At 57.0% G+C, this 15593-nt stretch carries 13 protein-coding genes; 4 read left to right on the top strand and 9 right to left on the bottom strand.

From position 1 onward, the window contains the following. Positions 1 to 409: 409 nt before the first annotated feature. Positions 410 to 1687, top strand: coding sequence for a replication initiation protein (locus BLP79_RS15770; protein WP_090220605.1), 1278 nt, complete (start codon positions 410 to 412; stop codon positions 1685 to 1687). A 78-nt stretch (positions 1688 to 1765) separates the two neighbouring features. After that, positions 1766 to 2728 carry a glucokinase gene (locus BLP79_RS15775; RefSeq protein WP_090220574.1) on the top strand — a complete coding sequence of 321 codons (963 nt, stop codon included), beginning with the start codon at positions 1766 to 1768 and terminating at the stop codon, positions 2726 to 2728. Between the two features lie 88 nt (positions 2729 to 2816). On the opposite strand, the gene BLP79_RS15780 is transcribed toward BLP79_RS15775, so the two are convergent. The 4 genes from BLP79_RS15780 to gcvT form a co-directional block, all read right to left on the bottom strand. Beyond that, positions 2817 to 3737: a LysR family transcriptional regulator gene (locus BLP79_RS15780; RefSeq protein WP_170830510.1), complete on the bottom strand. Its 921-nt coding sequence runs from the start codon at positions 3735 to 3737 to the stop codon at positions 2817 to 2819. Positions 3738 to 3890: 153 nt separating this feature from the next. Further along, positions 3891 to 6746, bottom strand: a complete 2856-nt coding sequence (gene gcvP / locus BLP79_RS15785) for an aminomethyl-transferring glycine dehydrogenase (RefSeq protein ID WP_090220578.1) — start codon at positions 6744 to 6746, stop codon at positions 3891 to 3893. 107 nt (positions 6747 to 6853) lie between these two features. Continuing rightward, entirely contained in the window at positions 6854 to 7219 is a 366-nt protein-coding gene (gcvH, locus tag BLP79_RS15790) for a glycine cleavage system protein GcvH (protein WP_090220580.1), read from the bottom strand. 23 nt (positions 7220 to 7242) lie between these two features. Then, a complete protein-coding gene (gene gcvT, locus BLP79_RS15795; protein WP_090220581.1) occupies positions 7243 to 8343 on the bottom strand; it encodes a glycine cleavage system aminomethyltransferase GcvT in 1101 nt (366 codons plus the stop codon). Between the two features lie 301 nt (positions 8344 to 8644). Between gcvT and BLP79_RS15800 the strand changes: the two genes are divergently transcribed. Next, positions 8645 to 9595 carry an asparaginase gene (locus tag BLP79_RS15800; RefSeq protein ID WP_090220583.1) on the top strand — a complete coding sequence of 317 codons (951 nt, stop codon included), beginning with the start codon at positions 8645 to 8647 and terminating at the stop codon, positions 9593 to 9595. Here BLP79_RS15800 and BLP79_RS15805 read toward each other — a convergent pair. Continuing rightward, a complete protein-coding gene (locus BLP79_RS15805) occupies positions 9592 to 10506 on the bottom strand; it encodes a LysR family transcriptional regulator (RefSeq protein ID WP_090220585.1) in 915 nt (304 codons plus the stop codon). The two genes, BLP79_RS15800 and BLP79_RS15805, sit on opposite strands and share 4 nt — an antisense overlap. A gap of 11 nt (positions 10507 to 10517) precedes the next feature. Next, positions 10518 to 11918 carry a Glu/Leu/Phe/Val family dehydrogenase gene (locus BLP79_RS15810; protein WP_090220587.1) on the bottom strand — a complete coding sequence of 467 codons (1401 nt, stop codon included), beginning with the start codon at positions 11916 to 11918 and terminating at the stop codon, positions 10518 to 10520. Between the two features lie 190 nt (positions 11919 to 12108). Here BLP79_RS15810 and BLP79_RS15815 point away from each other — a divergent pair, with 190 nt between their 5' ends. Then, the gene (locus BLP79_RS15815; protein ID WP_090220588.1) at positions 12109 to 12615 is read left to right on the top strand and encodes a winged helix DNA-binding protein; all 507 of its coding nucleotides are present in this window, start codon (positions 12109 to 12111) and stop codon (positions 12613 to 12615) included. On the opposite strand, the gene arsB is transcribed toward BLP79_RS15815, so the two are convergent. From arsB to BLP79_RS15830, 3 genes are all read right to left on the bottom strand, one after another. Then, on the bottom strand, positions 12612 to 13631 hold the full coding sequence (gene arsB, locus BLP79_RS15820; protein WP_090220590.1) for an ACR3 family arsenite efflux transporter: 1020 nt from the start codon (positions 13629 to 13631) through the stop codon (positions 12612 to 12614). The genes BLP79_RS15815 and arsB overlap by 4 nt on opposite strands. Before the next feature lie 3 nt (positions 13632 to 13634). Then, a complete protein-coding gene (arsJ, locus tag BLP79_RS15825; protein ID WP_232716592.1) occupies positions 13635 to 14924 on the bottom strand; it encodes an organoarsenical effux MFS transporter ArsJ in 1290 nt (429 codons plus the stop codon). Further along, positions 14921 to 15593: hypothetical protein (locus BLP79_RS15830; protein ID WP_090220592.1), on the bottom strand; the 673-nt coding region annotated here is incomplete at its 5' end. The genes BLP79_RS15830 and arsJ, both read right to left, overlap by 4 nt.

Consider the following 15593-nt stretch of genomic DNA (forward strand, 5'->3'; position numbering starts at 1 on the left):
CTTTACGATGAGATTCATTATATAAATCAATATATTAACGTAACTTGGGAACCCGCTTACGGGATTAAAGGAACCTGTATACAGGTATAAGGGTGCCCGTATTCGGGAACAGGGGATCCGATTCTCGGTATGGTATGGACCAAGACTCGGGAGAGGGGTGAAACACGGTATTTTTGCCCAAATATACGTGATTTCTGGGCCAATGAGGAATGTTTTAGGACCGCCTTAAGAAGGGATTGACCCAAAGGGACCCATCTACGGGAAGGCATGATCCTGTAAACGGGTCCCTTAAAGGGTTCCTATCCGCGTGCGGACCATGGGTTCCTTTAAGCCGGAAATCAGTGCAGACTGTAGCGAAATAGAAGAATCGCACCTTAAACAATTTGAGGGCAATGATCAGAGCAGCGCGATGGAGCAGACAGATATTCCTCACACCCAGTTAACCGGTGCGCTGCGGCGGCAATCGGTCAAAAAGAATGTGGCGGCGATCCATATTTCAGGCAAGCTGACATTGTTGCAGCGTAAATTGTCCAATGTGCTGTTGCTGAATGCCTATGATGCGCTGATCAACAAGCAGAAACATCAGATCGATGCGCGCACGCTGTGTATGATGGTGGGGTATAATTCCAATGATATGGAGACCCTGAAACAATCGCTGCGCTCGCTTGCGGAAACGGTGGCTGAATGGGACATGCTGGATGCGGATGGCAAACAGGAGTGGGGCGTGTCTTCGCTTTTGTCTTATGCAAAGCTGTCCGGCGGGGTGTGTGAATATGCTTATTCGCCGGCGCTTGCAGAAAAACTGCATGATCCCAAAGTGTTTGCGCTGATCAATCTGAACATTCAGCGCCGTTTTACCAGTGGGCATGCGTTGGCGCTTTACGAAAACTGCTATCGCTTCGTGCGAACGGGGTCGACGGGGTGGTGGCCGCTGGATCTGTTTCGCCGCCTGATGGGGGTGGAGGGCAGCGCCTATTATGAAAGCTTCAAACATCTGAATGCAAAGGTGATCAAACCCGCGGTGGCGGAGGTCAATAAGACCTCCAATATTGTGCTGGAGCCTGAATTTAAAAAGATGGGGCGGCAGGTGGCAGAAGTGCGGTTTCTGATCAAGGAAAATCCGCAGCTTGCGATGCTTGATATTGATGATGGCGAAGGCCTGCGCCAGGGCATGGTCTATCAGCGCCTGCTGGCGGTTGGCGTGTCAGATCGGCTGGCGCGTCAGTGGATCACGGAACATGGGGAAACCCATGTGGCTGAAAAACTGGATTATCTGGGTGCGCGTAAGGGGATTGAAAGCCCGGTGCGCTATCTGTCTGCCGCATTGCGCGATGATTATAAAGAAGAAGCCAGCAAGCCGGCAGCGCCGAAAGTGGATCCCGAGGTTCTGGCGCAGGCCGAAGCTGCACGGGAAGAGGCGGCCCGGATGGCGGCGCTGCGTGAAGCGGCGAAAGAGCGGCAGCGTGGTTTGCGGGCGGCGCGTCTTGAACGCATTCGGGATCTTGCAGCTGATCGGTCCCCCACGCAGCGGGATGCGGACAAACGTCTGTTTCTCAGCCGTCTTGAAGATGAGCTGGAACGCGGCGAGTTTCGCCGGGCAGCCTGGTCTGCGGCCTTGTTAGAGCATGAAATGGTAGAATTCTGGGAAGAGATGTTGCCGGGATCATTTGATGATTTGACCCTTTGATCTTGTATCAGGGTTTGCCAGATGCGGCTTTGCGCTGTATCGACTGGTAGCGGTAACATGAGTGGGAGGCGTGCTGAGATGTGGAATTTGATTGGCGATGTGGGCGGCACCAATATGCGTTTGGCGGCGGTGTCCTCAGACGGGGAGATCCTAGAGCAGCGCAGCTTCCCCAGCAAAGGCGATGTTCCTTTGGAGGAGGTTTGCCGCAGTTTTGTTTCCCCGCGCGATGGCGCGCCTGGCCATGTTGTGATCGCCGCAGCTGGCGTGGTGAAGGATGGTCAGGTGACCTTGACCAATGCGCGGCAAACCGCAAGCGAAAGCGGGATCGCGGCGGCCTGTGGCACGGGGCATGCAAAGATCTTGAACGATTTTGAAGCGGCGGCCTGGTCGTTGGCCACGGTGGGCGCGGAGGATGTCACAGTGCTACAGGGTACAACGCAGTTTCAGCGGGCGCCGCGTCTGATTATCGGGCCGGGGACGGGGCTGGGAGTTGGATCCTTGATCTATGCTCACGGGCAGCCTGCGGTGGTGCCGGGAGAAGGTGGCCATGTTGCGATTGCGCCGCGCCGTGCGGATCTGGTGGCCGTGTTTGACTGTCTGACCCGCGATTGGCCGGAGGTTGCCATGGGGGCTCCGCTTGCGGTTGAGGCTGAGGCGCTGTTGTCTGGCACGGGTCTGCCCCGTTTTTATCGCGCCTTGGCAGAGGTGCGTGGCGCGGCGGCCGTATGTGTTGAAAACGCAGAGATTTTCGCGGCTGCACAGACCCAGAGCGATGCTGTTGCGGTAGAGGCAGTTGCCTTATTTGCAGAATATCTGGGCGCGGTGGCTGGAGATCTTGGCCTTGTATTGGGAGCCACGGGCGGTGTGTTTGTAACAGGCGGTCTGGCGCTGAAGAATCCTTGGATGTTTGACACAGGATTTCTGGAAGCGTTTAACGCGGGGGGGCGTCATCAAAGCTGGAGAGAGGCGATGCCTGTCTATCTTTATAGCAATGAAGACTTTGGTTTGATTGGGGCGCGCAATTACCTCATGACGCTGTGACCTTGCGCCATGCAGATCGGATGCAATGCGCCGGGTCAGCTGACGTATCTTCTTGCAGTGGGGGGGGTGATCCCGGCGCGTTGACCCCTTAGCCGGTTGTGGCGCGGGGGCGCTCTGATGCGATGTGTGTTTCTGCCTTATTGGCCTCTGCCGTATCAAAGAAACGTGCGACCATGGCTGTCTCTCGCATCGGTTTTGGACAGACGAGATAGTGCTTTGCAGCCAAGACAGGATCATGGATTGGGACAAAGACGAGATCACGTGCATTTGGGCATTCGGCAGCAAAACCGACACCCGCGCCGACGCCTTGCCGCACAAGGGTCATCACCGCGTCTACTGTGTCCAGACTGAGGCGTGTCTGCAGCGGGACCTGCGCCAGTTGCGCGGCTGTTTCAAACAGATTGCGCGCGCCTGATTGCGGTTGCCTTTGGATCAGCGGCAGGGTTGCAACCACATTCCAAGACAGGCTTGCGTGACGCGCTTGGGGGTGTTCCTTTGGCAACCACAGACCGATTTGGGCGTCTGCAATGGCAAAACCTGCAAGGTCGCGGGGCAGGCGCGCCGTTGTCATGAACCCCACATCGAACCCACCGCTGAGCAATTTAGGTTGCAGATCAAGGCTGTGCATGGCTGTGGCTGAAACATCAAGTGCGGGATAGGCCTGCACAAATTCAGCGAGCACCGGCATTGCCAGAGCTGAAGAGGTATAGGCGACATGAAATTGTCCGGACAGCAAATCCTGCTCAGCGCTGAGATGCAGATCTATGACATCGTTCAGTGAAATCAGCGCTTTGATATGGCCGCGAATTTCGGCCAATTGCGGGGTTGGCGTGATACTGCTACCGGTGCGATCGAGCAGCCGACATTTATACTGCTTTTCCAGCGCATAAATCAGATTGGAGACGGTGGGTTGTGAAACACCAATTTCACGGGCGGCCTGCGTAAAACTGCCATGGCGTGCAACGGCTTCTAGAGCGTGCAATTGTTTGAAACTTAGTTTGGCCTTCATGTGCATGCTCAATATCGTGTATTATCGATTGCTTCTAGCATAGGCCGAGTTAATCAGGAAATAAAACGGCAATTGAACACGTATTGGTTGTTTTTGTTGTGATCACACGGGCGGCTCGTTAAAAACAGGCCGCCCGTCTTAATCTTTTGGCGTTTATGCCTCGTCTTCGTAGTCTGACATTGGCGGACAGGTGCAGACCAGATTGCGGTCGCCGTAGACATTGTCGACGCGATTCACCGGTGACCAGTATTTATCAACGCCTAAAGCGCCGGGGGGGAAGCAGGCCTGTTCTCGGGTGTAGGGCCGGTCCCAGTCACCGACCAGATCACGCACTGTGTGGGGCGCGTTCTTGAGCGGGTTGTTGTCGGCATCTATTTTGCCATCAATCACAGCCTGCGCCTCGGCGCGAATCGACAGCATCGCGTCACAAAAGCGATCCAGTTCGTCTTTGGGTTCAGATTCTGTGGGTTCCACCATCAGGGTGCCCGCGACCGGCCAAGACATGGTGGGCGCGTGAAATCCACTGTCGATCAGGCGTTTGGCGACATCATCCACGGTGATGTTGCCTTGTTCGCTTAGGGGGCGGGTGTCCAAAATACATTCATGCGCGATGCGCCCGCTGCTGGAGGTATAGAGGATCGGGTAGGCGTCTTTCAGGCGGGCTGCGATGTAGTTTGCGTTCAAGATCGCAACCTTTGTGGCCTGTGTCAGACCTGCGCCCCCCATCAACAGAACATAGGCCCATGAGACCGGCAGGATCGAGGGAGAGCCATAAGGCGCGGCAGAAACCGGACCAATCGCCTGATTGAGTTCGGGATGGCCGGGCAGATAATCGGTGAGGTGTGATTTGACCCCGATTGGCCCCATGCCGGGGCCGCCGCCACCGTGGGGGATGCAGAAGGTTTTGTGCAGGTTCAGGTGGCTGACGTCGCCGCCAATGTCGCCGGGACGGCTGACACCGACCATGGCGTTCATATTTGCACCGTCAATATAGACTTGTCCGCCGTGGTCATGGGTGATCTGGCAGACCTCTTGCACGGTTTCTTCAAACACGCCGTGGGTTGACGGATAGGTGATCATACATCCGGCAAGATCTTTGCTGTGTTTTTCGGCTTTGGCGCGGAAATCTGCCACATCGATATTGCCGTCGTCATCCGATTTCACCGGCACAACCTTGTAGCCGACCATCTGCGCAGTGGCGGGGTTGGTACCATGGGCAGAGGTGGGGATCAGGCAGATGTTGCGGTGTCCTTGCCCCTTGCTGGCGTGGTAATTGCGGATGGTCAAAAGACCGGCATATTCGCCTTGTGCGCCTGAATTGGGCTGCATGGAGATCGCATCATAGCCGGTGATCTGGCACAGTTTATCGCTGAGATCATCGATCATGTACTTGTACCCAAGCGCCTGATCTTCTGGCACAAAGGGGTGCAGATTGGCAAATTCGGGCCATGTCACAGGGATCATTTCCACGGTTGCGTTCAGCTTCATCGTGCAAGAGCCCAGCGGGATCATCGCACGATCCAGCGCCAGATCGCGGTCGGCAAGGCGGCGCATGTAGCGGGTCATTTCCGCCTCGGCCCGGTTTTTGTGGAAAATGGGATGCGTCATATATGCGCTTTCGCGCAGCATCGCATCGGGCAGGCGGTAAGGTGGCACCTCGGGGCGGATGTCTTTGCGACTGATGCCAAAGGCTGCCCAGACGGCTTCGAGTGTTTCAGAACGGGTTTGTTCATCCAAGGAAATCCCAACCTTGGTGGTGCCCACGCGGCGCAGGTTGATGCCCTGTTGCACCGCAGCCTGCATGACGGTTTCCTGCAAGGGGCCTACTTCAACGGTGATGGTGTCGAAAAAGACTTCGGGTTCGACAGAGAAACCGGCCTCTTCCAGGCCGATGGCCAGACGCGCGGCCTTGCGGTGGACGGATTGGGCGATGGCCTTAATCCCGTCGGGGCCGTGATATACCCCATACATTGACGCCATAACCGCCAGCAATGCCTGCGCGGTACAGACGTTGGAGTTGGCCTTTTCGCGGCGAATGTGCTGTTCGCGGGTTTGCAGCGCCAGACGGTAGGCTTTGTTGCCGCGATCATCGATGGAGACGCCGATAATGCGGCCGGGCATCGCGCGTTTCAGCTTGTCTGTTGTGGCCATATAGGCAGCGTGCGGACCACCGTACCCCATGGGCACGCCAAAGCGTTGGGTGGAGCCGATGGCGATATCCGCGCCCATTTCACCGGGGGACTTCAACAGGGCAAGTGACAGAATATCCGCCGCCACAATCGCAAGGCCCTTGTGTTCGTGAAGGGCTGCTATTTCTGCAGAGAAATCGCGCACATGGCCATAGGTGCCGGGGTATTGGAAAATCGCGCCAAAATAGGCGCCGGGCTCTAGTTCGGCAGGGTCTGCCACGGTGACATCGACGCCCAAGGGGGCGGCACGGGTGCGAATGACTTCGATCGTTTGGGGGTGGCAGTTTTGGTCCACAAAGAAGGCAGAGGCGTTGGATTTTGATTTACCGGCCCGTTTTGCCATGGCCATGGCTTCGGCGGCTGCGGTGGCCTCATCCAAGAGGGAGGCATTGGCGATGTCCATGCCGGTGAGATCTGAAACCATGGTTTGGAAGTTCAGGAGGGCTTCCAGACGGCCTTGGGAAATCTCGGGCTGATAGGGTGTATAGGCTGTGTACCATGCGGGGTTTTCAAGGATATTGCGCAGGATTGGGGCAGGCGTGGTTGTGCCATAATAGCCTTGACCAATCAGCGAGGTCAGAACCTTGTTTTGGCCTGCGACCTCACGCATATGATACAGCGCATCACGTTCGGTGAGGGCGTCGCCCCAGTCCAGCGGCTCTTTCTGGCGGATCGCGGGGGGGACGGTGGCATCGATCAGCTCATCCAGGGTTTTGAAGCCGATCACCTTGAGCATATCGGCCATTTCTTTTGGCGTCGGGCCGATGTGGCGGCGGTTGGCGAAATCATAGGCTTCGTAATCGGTGAGTTTGAAGGCCATGGGCTGCGTTCCTTTGCGACACGTGCAGGCAGGGCCGAAGGCGGGGGCCTTCGGCAGCGATATAAGGGCAATGTACAAGACGCGTGCGCGTCTTGGGTGACTTGGCGTTAGCCGATAAAGTCTTTGTAGGCGGCCAGATCCATCAGTTCATCCAACTGATCGGGGTTGGAGAGTTTGATCTTGTAGATCCAGGCGTCACCTTCGGGGTGTTCGTTCAGGCTGGCAGGATTGTCGGCGAGGGTTTCGTTTGCCGCAACCACTTCACCATCCAAAGGCGCGTAAACCTCTGAGGCGGCTTTCACACTTTCGATGACGCCGATGTCGTCGCCTTGTGAGAACTCGTCGCCTTCTTCTTTGAGTTCAACAAAGACGATATCGCCGAGCTGATCTGCCGCGTGCTGGGTGATGCCAAGGGTGGCAGTGTCACCTTCAACTGTGATCCACTCGTGTTCTTCGGAATAATAGGTCGCCATATCTTTAGTCTCCTGAAAGCGCGTTAGCGTTTGTAGTTTTGCTGCACGAAAGGCAGGGGATGGATGGTTGCGGGCTGGGGTTTGCCGCGAATGATAAGGGTGATTTCGGTGCCCGGCTCAGCGTGATCGCTGGCAACATAGCCCATTGCGATGGGGCCGTTTACCGTGGGGCCAAACCCGCCAGAGGTGATTTCGCCAATGGCTGTGCCATCTGCGGTCTGGATTTCAACACCTGCACGGGCCGGGGCGCGGCCCGCGGGGCGGATGCCGACCAGTTTCCGCGCGGCGCCGTTTTGCAGCTGGTCCTGAATTTTGTCTGCACCGGGAAAGCCACCTTCTGTCCGGCGGCGTTTCTGGATCGCCCATGTTAAGCCTGCTTCAACTGGGGTGACGGCTTGGCTGATGTCATTGCCGTAAAGGCAGAGGCCTGCTTCCATCCGCAAAGAATCCCGCGCACCAAGGCCTGCAGCTTCGCAGTCTTCATGGGCGAGCAGCGCGCGGGCAATTTCAATGGCTTTGTCTTCAGGGATCGAGATTTCATAGCCATCTTCGCCGGTGTATCCCAGACGTGAGATGCGGCAGCGCGTGTCAAGGATTTCGGCGGTTGTGGTCTGCATAAAGGTGAGATCCGCAGCGGCCGGGCAGATGGGGGCAAGAACGCTTTCAGCGGCCGGGCCTTGCAGGGCAATCAGCGCGTGATCTGTGACCTCGGTTACGGTCACATCTTTCAGCGCATTCTGCATCAAGGGGATATCCTGATCGCGAAGGGCTGCATTGACCACCACAAAGAGGTGATCGCCTGCGTTTGACACGATGAGATCATCCAGAATGCCGCCGTCTTCATTGGTGAACAGGGCATAGCGCGCCTTGCCTTCGGGTAGCGCGGTGAAAGCCTGTGGGCAGAGGGTTTCCATTTGTGCGGCCGCGGTTTCGCCGTGCAATAGAACCTGCCCCATGTGCGAGACATCAAACAGCGCGGCCTTTGCACGGCAGTGTTTGTGTTCGCCCATGATGCCCAAGGGATATTGCACCGGCATGTCCCAACCTGCGAAATCAACCATTTTACCGCCAAGCTCGATATGGAGATCATAAAGCGGCGTGCGACGGGGGGCCTGTGTCGTCATGGCGGGAATCCTTGCTGGATGGTGGTGTTTTTGGAGTAAAACACAGAAATGATGAGTTTCCTATAGGAAACATTATATCCTATGGCAACATAAATTCTATCTGGGGAAACACGGAAAACGCAAAATTGTCGCTTTGATTCTACTGAGTGGCGCTTTTGAGCAGATTAGCCAAGTGATTGACCGAGTGAAAGCCCTGTAATTTAAAAATCAGATGCCGAAATAAGGAAACCGAAATAAGCGGGGCAGGCTGGTCATTTCGGGTGGTTCGCGGCATGACATGTGCAAGAGCAGGAGGGATAAAATGCGAATTCGGGTGATCCATACGGGCGGAACCATTGGCATGGTGCAGACTGAGGCGGGATTTGCGCCCAAGGCTGGTCTGTTGGAGGGCGCTTTGGATGAGATGCAGGCCAAAGGGCAGCTTTCGGTTGCCTATGATCTGATTGCGGCTGAGCCGTTGATCGACAGCGCAGAGGCTCAGCCTGCGGATTGGAACTGGATCGCTGCGGATATTGCCAGCCATCATGCAGACTATGATGGGTTTGTTGTGACCCATGGCACGGACAGTCTGAGCTTTACGGCGGCGGCGCTGGCGCTGGCATTGGGGGGGCTGGCAAAACCTGTCATTCTCACGGGATCGATGGTGCCGCTAAGCGTTGCGGGCAATGACGGGCTGCGTAATCTTGGCGATGCCATGGCCGCGGTGCACACAGCGGGGCCGGGGGTCTGGGTGCAGTTTGCAGGTCATCTGCTGCCGGGGGCACGGGTGCAGAAATTACATTCAACCGGGTTTGAGGCTTTTGCGGCGCTGGGAGATTTTGCTCCGTCCCATCAGGGGGGAGATGTTGTGGTGCGCCATCCGTTTGCGGATCATGAGGTGGCGATTGTCACGGTTGCGCCGGGATTGCGGGGGCATCTTGTGGGGGCGGCGCTTTCTGGGGCGGATGGTGTGATTTTGCGCTGCTTTGGATCGGGCACGGTGCCAGATCGCGAAGGGTTTCGCGCCGCTTTGATGGCGGCCACAGCGCGGGATGTGCCGATTTTGGCCATCAGCCAGTGCCCGCAGGGCGGCATGGTGATTGGCACCTATGCGGCGGGGGCGTTGTTGGTGGATGCAAAAGCCATCGATGGGCGGGATCTGACCTTAGAGGCAGCTTATGCCAAGATGATGATGGCGCTGAGCCGGTTTGACGACATTGAAGCGCGGCGCGCCTATCTGGCGCAACCGCAATGCGCTGAGATGACGGTTTAGCAGGCGCAATTGCGGGCCGCGCGGGCGGTGATTTTCTCCCAGATAGACTCCAGTCTGGGACTGAGGGTCTGGCGCGGGCGAAAGGCGCAGATGTCCAGATCCAAACGCCATTCTGGTCCACCAATTGGACAGATGCCGGGATGGGTGCTGCGGTCTACGGCGCTGGCCGGCAGCCAGCCGACGCCGTAGCCATCGGCGATCACCTCTTTCAGAACATCTGACATATCGCATTGCACCCGCACCTTGTGGGGGAGCGGTGTTTGAACGCGCTCCTGCACATATTCAAACAGGCGTGCGAAATAGACTCGTTGCGAATAAGCGACCAGAGGCGAGGGTTTTTGCGTGGTGCCGGGAAAGGAGATTGCTTTGCGCCGGACGGGATCACTGGCGGCATAGGGTTGAAATACGTCCTTTTGCAGGACAAGGCGCTGATGATCGGCAAGGGCCGCATGAACCGGGATGGCGGTGCAGTCATGGGCAAAGAGAATATCCGCATCCCCCGCCAGATAGCGCGCCACGACATCGCTTGTGGTGCCCACGATGACGGAAAATGAACTGCGATTGCGCTGACCAAAGGCATCCAGAATATGTTTGAATTCCGACCGCGCCAGCACGCTGGGCATGGCGATGCGCACCTGTGACATGGCATCAAATTGGCTTGCGCGGATGGAAGATCGGCTTTCCAGCAGGCGCTCGACTGCGATTTGGGCGCTTTCGCGAAATTGCTCCCCGGCTTCTGTCAGGCGCACGGGTGAGGCGCCTTTGACGACCAAAGGCGCGCCAACCCATTGTTCCAGCGCCTGCATATGACGCGAGAATGAGGTTTGCGAGACATTGCGGAATTCGGCGGCACGGGTGAAATTTCTGAGTTCGACCAGAGCGAGGAAATCCTCAAGCCACCGAATGTCCATGGTTTCGATCCTTATAGTCCGATCGCGCGGTAGTAATCCGCAATCCGGGTGATTGTGACCACATAAGCGGCCATGCGCAGGGTGTCGACCTTTTGCGTGCGCTGGCAGTGCATGATGTCATCAAAGGCGCGTGTCATGATCTCTTCCAGGCCAGAGCGCACCAGATCGATCTCGCTGGTTTCGCGGGCGATTTGCTTGCGTTGCCCGTCTTGCAGGGGGCGGCCGCTGATTTCTTCGAGGGCGGCGACCACGGCCTGACCAGTGCTGGCGTTCTGGCGTTTGTCCATCAGGCCAAAGGGCAGGTGCGTGATGTTTTTCACCCATTCAAAATAGCTGACCACCACGCCGCCTGCGTTCACGTAGAGATCGGGCAGCACAAGAATGCCGCGTTGGGTGAGCACCTCTTCGGCGTCTGCGGTGACAGGGCCGTTTGCGGCTTCGACGATCAGTTTGTAATCGATTTCGTGGCAGTTTTCCAAAGTGATGGCGTTTTCTTTGGCGGCGGGGATCAAGATATCTGCGGCGCGATGGGTCAGGCCCCGCGCGCTTGGCACGGTTTCTGCACCGGGGAAATCAGCAATTGATCCGGTTTCGCGGCGAAACCCTGCAACGGCGTCGATATCCAGACCACGTTCATCAAAGATGGCGGCGTCATGTTCTACGATACCGGTGATACGTGCGCCGTCTTCTGATAGGAATTTGGCGGCGTGATAGCCCACATTGCCAAAACCCTGGACCACAACCGAAAGATCTTTGATTGATTTTTGCCCAGACAGTGGCGCGGTGTCGGGGTGGGACAGATAGGCGTTCAGCGCGTATTGCACGCCGCGCCCGGTTGCTTCGACCCGGCCTTCGATACCGCCGCGCACGACAGGTTTGCCGGTGACACAGGCGGCCTGATTGATCGCATCTGAATTGCCCAGCTTGCGGTATTCATCGGCCATCCATGCCATTTCGCGTTCCCCTGTGCCCATGTCGGGGGCGGGGACGTTGCGGCCCGGATGGATCAGGTTGCGCCGTGCCAGTTCCTGAGTGAAGCGGCGGGTGATGCGTTCCAGCTCGTCTTCGCTCCAGTCGGCGGGGTTGATTTGCAGCGCGCCTTTGGAGCCGCCAAAGGGCACATTGACCAGTGCGCATTTCAAGCTCATCAGGGTGGCGAGGGCTTCGACCTCGTCCTGATTGGCGTCGCTGGCGTAACGAATGCCGCCCTTGACCGGTTCGATGTGTTCACTGTGGACAGAGCGCCAGCCGACAAAGCTGTGGATGCGGCCGCGCAGTTTTACACCAAAGCGGACAGTATAGGTGGAGTTGCACTGGGCAATGCGTTCGGCCAGACCTTCGGGAAGGTTGACGCTGTGGGTGGCGGTGTCAATAAACCGCTCAACGCTTTGCAGGAAGTTCTGGGTGCTCATTGGGTGCTCCGTTCTGGGTCATCTTGGCGGTGGGCCTGACGGCGACGGAAGCCTGAGTGAGGGTGAATTGTCTAATGCAGATATCGCATCAGTGATGCTATTTTCGGGAGTTTCAGGGGTCGCCTCGCGCTGTAGAACGCAATACACTGGAAAAATATCAGTGAATTATCGGCAAAGGTTGGGGTAAGATATGGAAAAAAGACCCATTGTCTCCTCTCGTCATCTGGCAGAGGGAGAGGGCTGGGAAGCCTCGGAAATCGAATATGGTTTGATCATCGCCTATAATGCGTTTTCACGCTGGATGACGCGCTGTATGTCGGCGGCGGGCAATACGGATCTGACGCCTTTGGAAATTCTGGTGCTGCACAATGTCAACCATCGCAGCAAGGATAAGCGGCTGACCGATATTTGTTTTCTGTTGAATATCGAAGACACGCATACGGTGAATTATGCGCTGAAAAAGCTGTTGAAAATGGAGATGCTGACGTCGGAAAAGCGCGGCAAAGAGGTGTTTTACCGCGCGTCCGAGCAGGGGCAGGCCCTGTGTCAGGCCTACCGGGATGTGCGCGCGCGCTGCTTTATCGATGGTCTGTCCCGTCTGGATATGACCGGCGAAGATATGCGCGAGATGGCGTCCAGTCTGCGGTCCCTATCGGGGCAATATGATCAGGCGAGCCGGGCGGCCGCGTCGCTTTAGGCGTGTTGTGGATCAAACCCGCTGCGGGTGCGGTTGGCAAACCAGACCAGTGACAGCATCACCGGGACTTCGACCAGAACGCCAACAACGGTTGCCAGAGCAGCGCCTGAGCCAAGGCCAAACAGGCTGATGGCAACCGCAACGGCAAGTTCGAAAAAGTTTGACGTGCCAATCAGAGCGCAGGGTGCGGCCACGCGGTGGGATACGCCCATCATATAAGCCGCCCCATAGGCAACCGCAAAGATTGCGTAGCTTTGGATCAGGATTGGCACGGCAATCAGCGCAATCAGGGTGGGGCGCTCGATGATCTGATGGCCCTGAAGGGCAAAGAGGATCATCACGGTGACGATCAATCCCATGATCGACGCGGGTTTGACGCGGGCGCTGAAAGTGGTGATTGCCTGCTGCGTGCCCAGTGCGCGCCGGGTGGCGACCCCAGCCAGCAGGGGCAGAAGAACAAAGAGAACAGCCGACAGCACAAGCGTTTCCCACGGTACGGTGACATTGGTAACGCCGAGCAAAAAGGCGACCAGTGGTGCAAAGGCAAAGACCATGATCACGTCGTTCACCGTGACCTGAAGCAGGGTGTAGTTTTCATCGCCTTTGGTGAGTTGGGACCAGACAAAAACCATGGCCGTGCAGGGGGCAGCGCCCAGCAGGATCAGGCCTGCGATATACTGTTTGGCGTCTTCTGGCGCGATCCAGGGGGCAAAGACGGTTTCAAAGAACAAAACAGCAAGGGCGGCCATGGTAAAGGGTTTGATCAGCCAGTTCACGATCACGGTGATCAGCAGGCCTTTGGGCTGGCGTGCAACCTGACCCAGGGATGTAAGATCGACGCCGATCATCATCGGATAGACCATGGCCCAGATCAGAACGGCCACAACCAGATTGACGCTGGCAAATTCCGCAGCGGCGATCAGCTGCACTAAGGTAGGTGCAAAGCTGCCAAGGATCAGGCCTGCCATCATCGCCAGTGCGATCCAGAGGCTGAGGAAACGTTCAAAAAGTCCCATGATTTAGGTGTCCTGTGCGGGAGCGGTAAGTTTTCCGGTGGTGCGCCAGCCGAGTGCCAGAAGCGTGCCAGCTGTTGCAAGGCATAGGGGCAGGCCGCCGATTTGGTAGCTAAGGCCAGACAGCACCGTGCCCAAAAGGCGACCGGCGGCATTGGCCATGTAGTAAAAGCCCACATCCATGGTGACGCGTTCGGATTTGGTAAGCGCGAGGATCAGATAGGAATGGAGGGAAGAGTTCACTGCAAAAAGCGCGCCAAAGATCAAAAGCCCAAGGATCAGCGCAATCGTGAGCCACAGCGTTGGCGTGCCAGCGGCAAAGGCAAGTGCGGCAAGGGCAAAGGGCACAAAAGTGAGCCAGCCGACCCAGCTGCGCGCCCGGGTAAAGGCCTGATCAAGAGAGAGGTTAGCCGAGCCGACCAATTTAGGGGCGCTGGCCTGCACCGCACCATAAAGAATGATCCAGACGGCCATGAAGGTGCCCACCATGAAGAAGGCCGCGCGCGATCCTTCCGGGCTGCCATCTGACAGCACCGCGTGGAAATAGATTGGGATGCCCACCACAAACCAGACATCGCGCGCGCCAAACAAAAACACGCGCGCCGCGCTAAGCCAGTTGATATTGCGGTCTTTTGAAAAGACTTCGGAGAATTTCGCGCTCTTTTTACCGCGTGGTAGACCGGCGGGCATGCGCAGGACAATCGCTGTCAGGATGACAGCCAAAACCGCAGCCATGCCCCAGATTGCGGTCTTAAATCCGAACAGGCCCAAAAGCGCGGCACCCAGTAAAAAGCCAAGGCCTTTGACGGCGTTTTTGGACCCGGTAAGGATGGCGACCCATTTGAACAGGCTGCCATCGCCGGATGGGGCAAGCAGTTTGACCGCAGATTTTGATGACATTTTTGCCAGATCTTTGGCCACACCGGATGCCCCTTGCACCAGCATGACAAACACCACGGATGTGCCAACGGCCCATGTGGGATCCAGCTGCGCCAGTGCAATCAGTGCGACAATCTGCAGGCCAAGCCCGGCATAAAGCGTGGACGTCAGACCAAACCGGGCCGCAATCCAGCCTGCCGAGAGATTGGTGACAATGCCTGCGACTTCATAAAAGACAAAAAGCCAGGCCAATTGCAGGGGTGAGAATCCAAGGCTGTTGAAATGCAGCAGAACCAGCATGCGCAGCGCGCCATCGCTGAGCATAAAGGCCCAATAGGCGGCGGTGACAGCGATATAGGCTGCCATGCCGTTTTCTGAGGGTCCGTTTTTACCTGATTTGGCCTGGCTCATCGTCATAGCGAGGTGCCAACCATCAGGGCGACATCGGCCAGACGCTGCGCATAGCCCCATTCGTTGTCATACCATGCGTAGATTTTCAGCTGGGTGCCGTTGATCACCATGGTCGACGGCGCATCCACAATCGAGCTGCGGTTGTCATTGGTGTAATCGGTTGAAACCAACGGGCGGGTTTCATAGCCAAGGATACCTTTGAGCGGGCCTTCGGCGGCTTCTTTGAAGGCCGCGTTTACGGCATCTGCGGTGGTTTCGGTTTCCAGTTCAAAAACGATATCCGTAAGGGAGGCGTTCAACAGGGGCACGCGCACGGCATGGCCGTTCAGGCGACCGGTGAGTTCGGGGAAAATCTGTGTGATTGCTTTGGCTGACCCTGTGGTGGTGGGGATCAGTGAATTCAAGGCAGAGCGCGCGCGGCGCAGGTCTTTGGCGGGGCGGTCCACGATGGTTTGTGTGTTGGTCACATCGTGGATTGTGGTCATCGAGCCGTGTTTGATGCCAAAGTTTTCCAAAACCACCTTTACCACGGGGGCAAGACAGTTAGTGGTGCAGGAGGCGGCCGTTACGATACGGTGCTGGTTGGCATCATAGATATCGTGGTTCACACCGTAAACGATGTTGGCAGCTTCGTCTTCTTTGACAGGCGCAGAGACGACAACCTTTTTGACGCCA

Source organism: Epibacterium ulvae (assembly GCF_900102795.1).
In the GTDB taxonomy this organism is placed as follows: domain Bacteria; phylum Pseudomonadota; class Alphaproteobacteria; order Rhodobacterales; family Rhodobacteraceae; genus Epibacterium; species Epibacterium ulvae.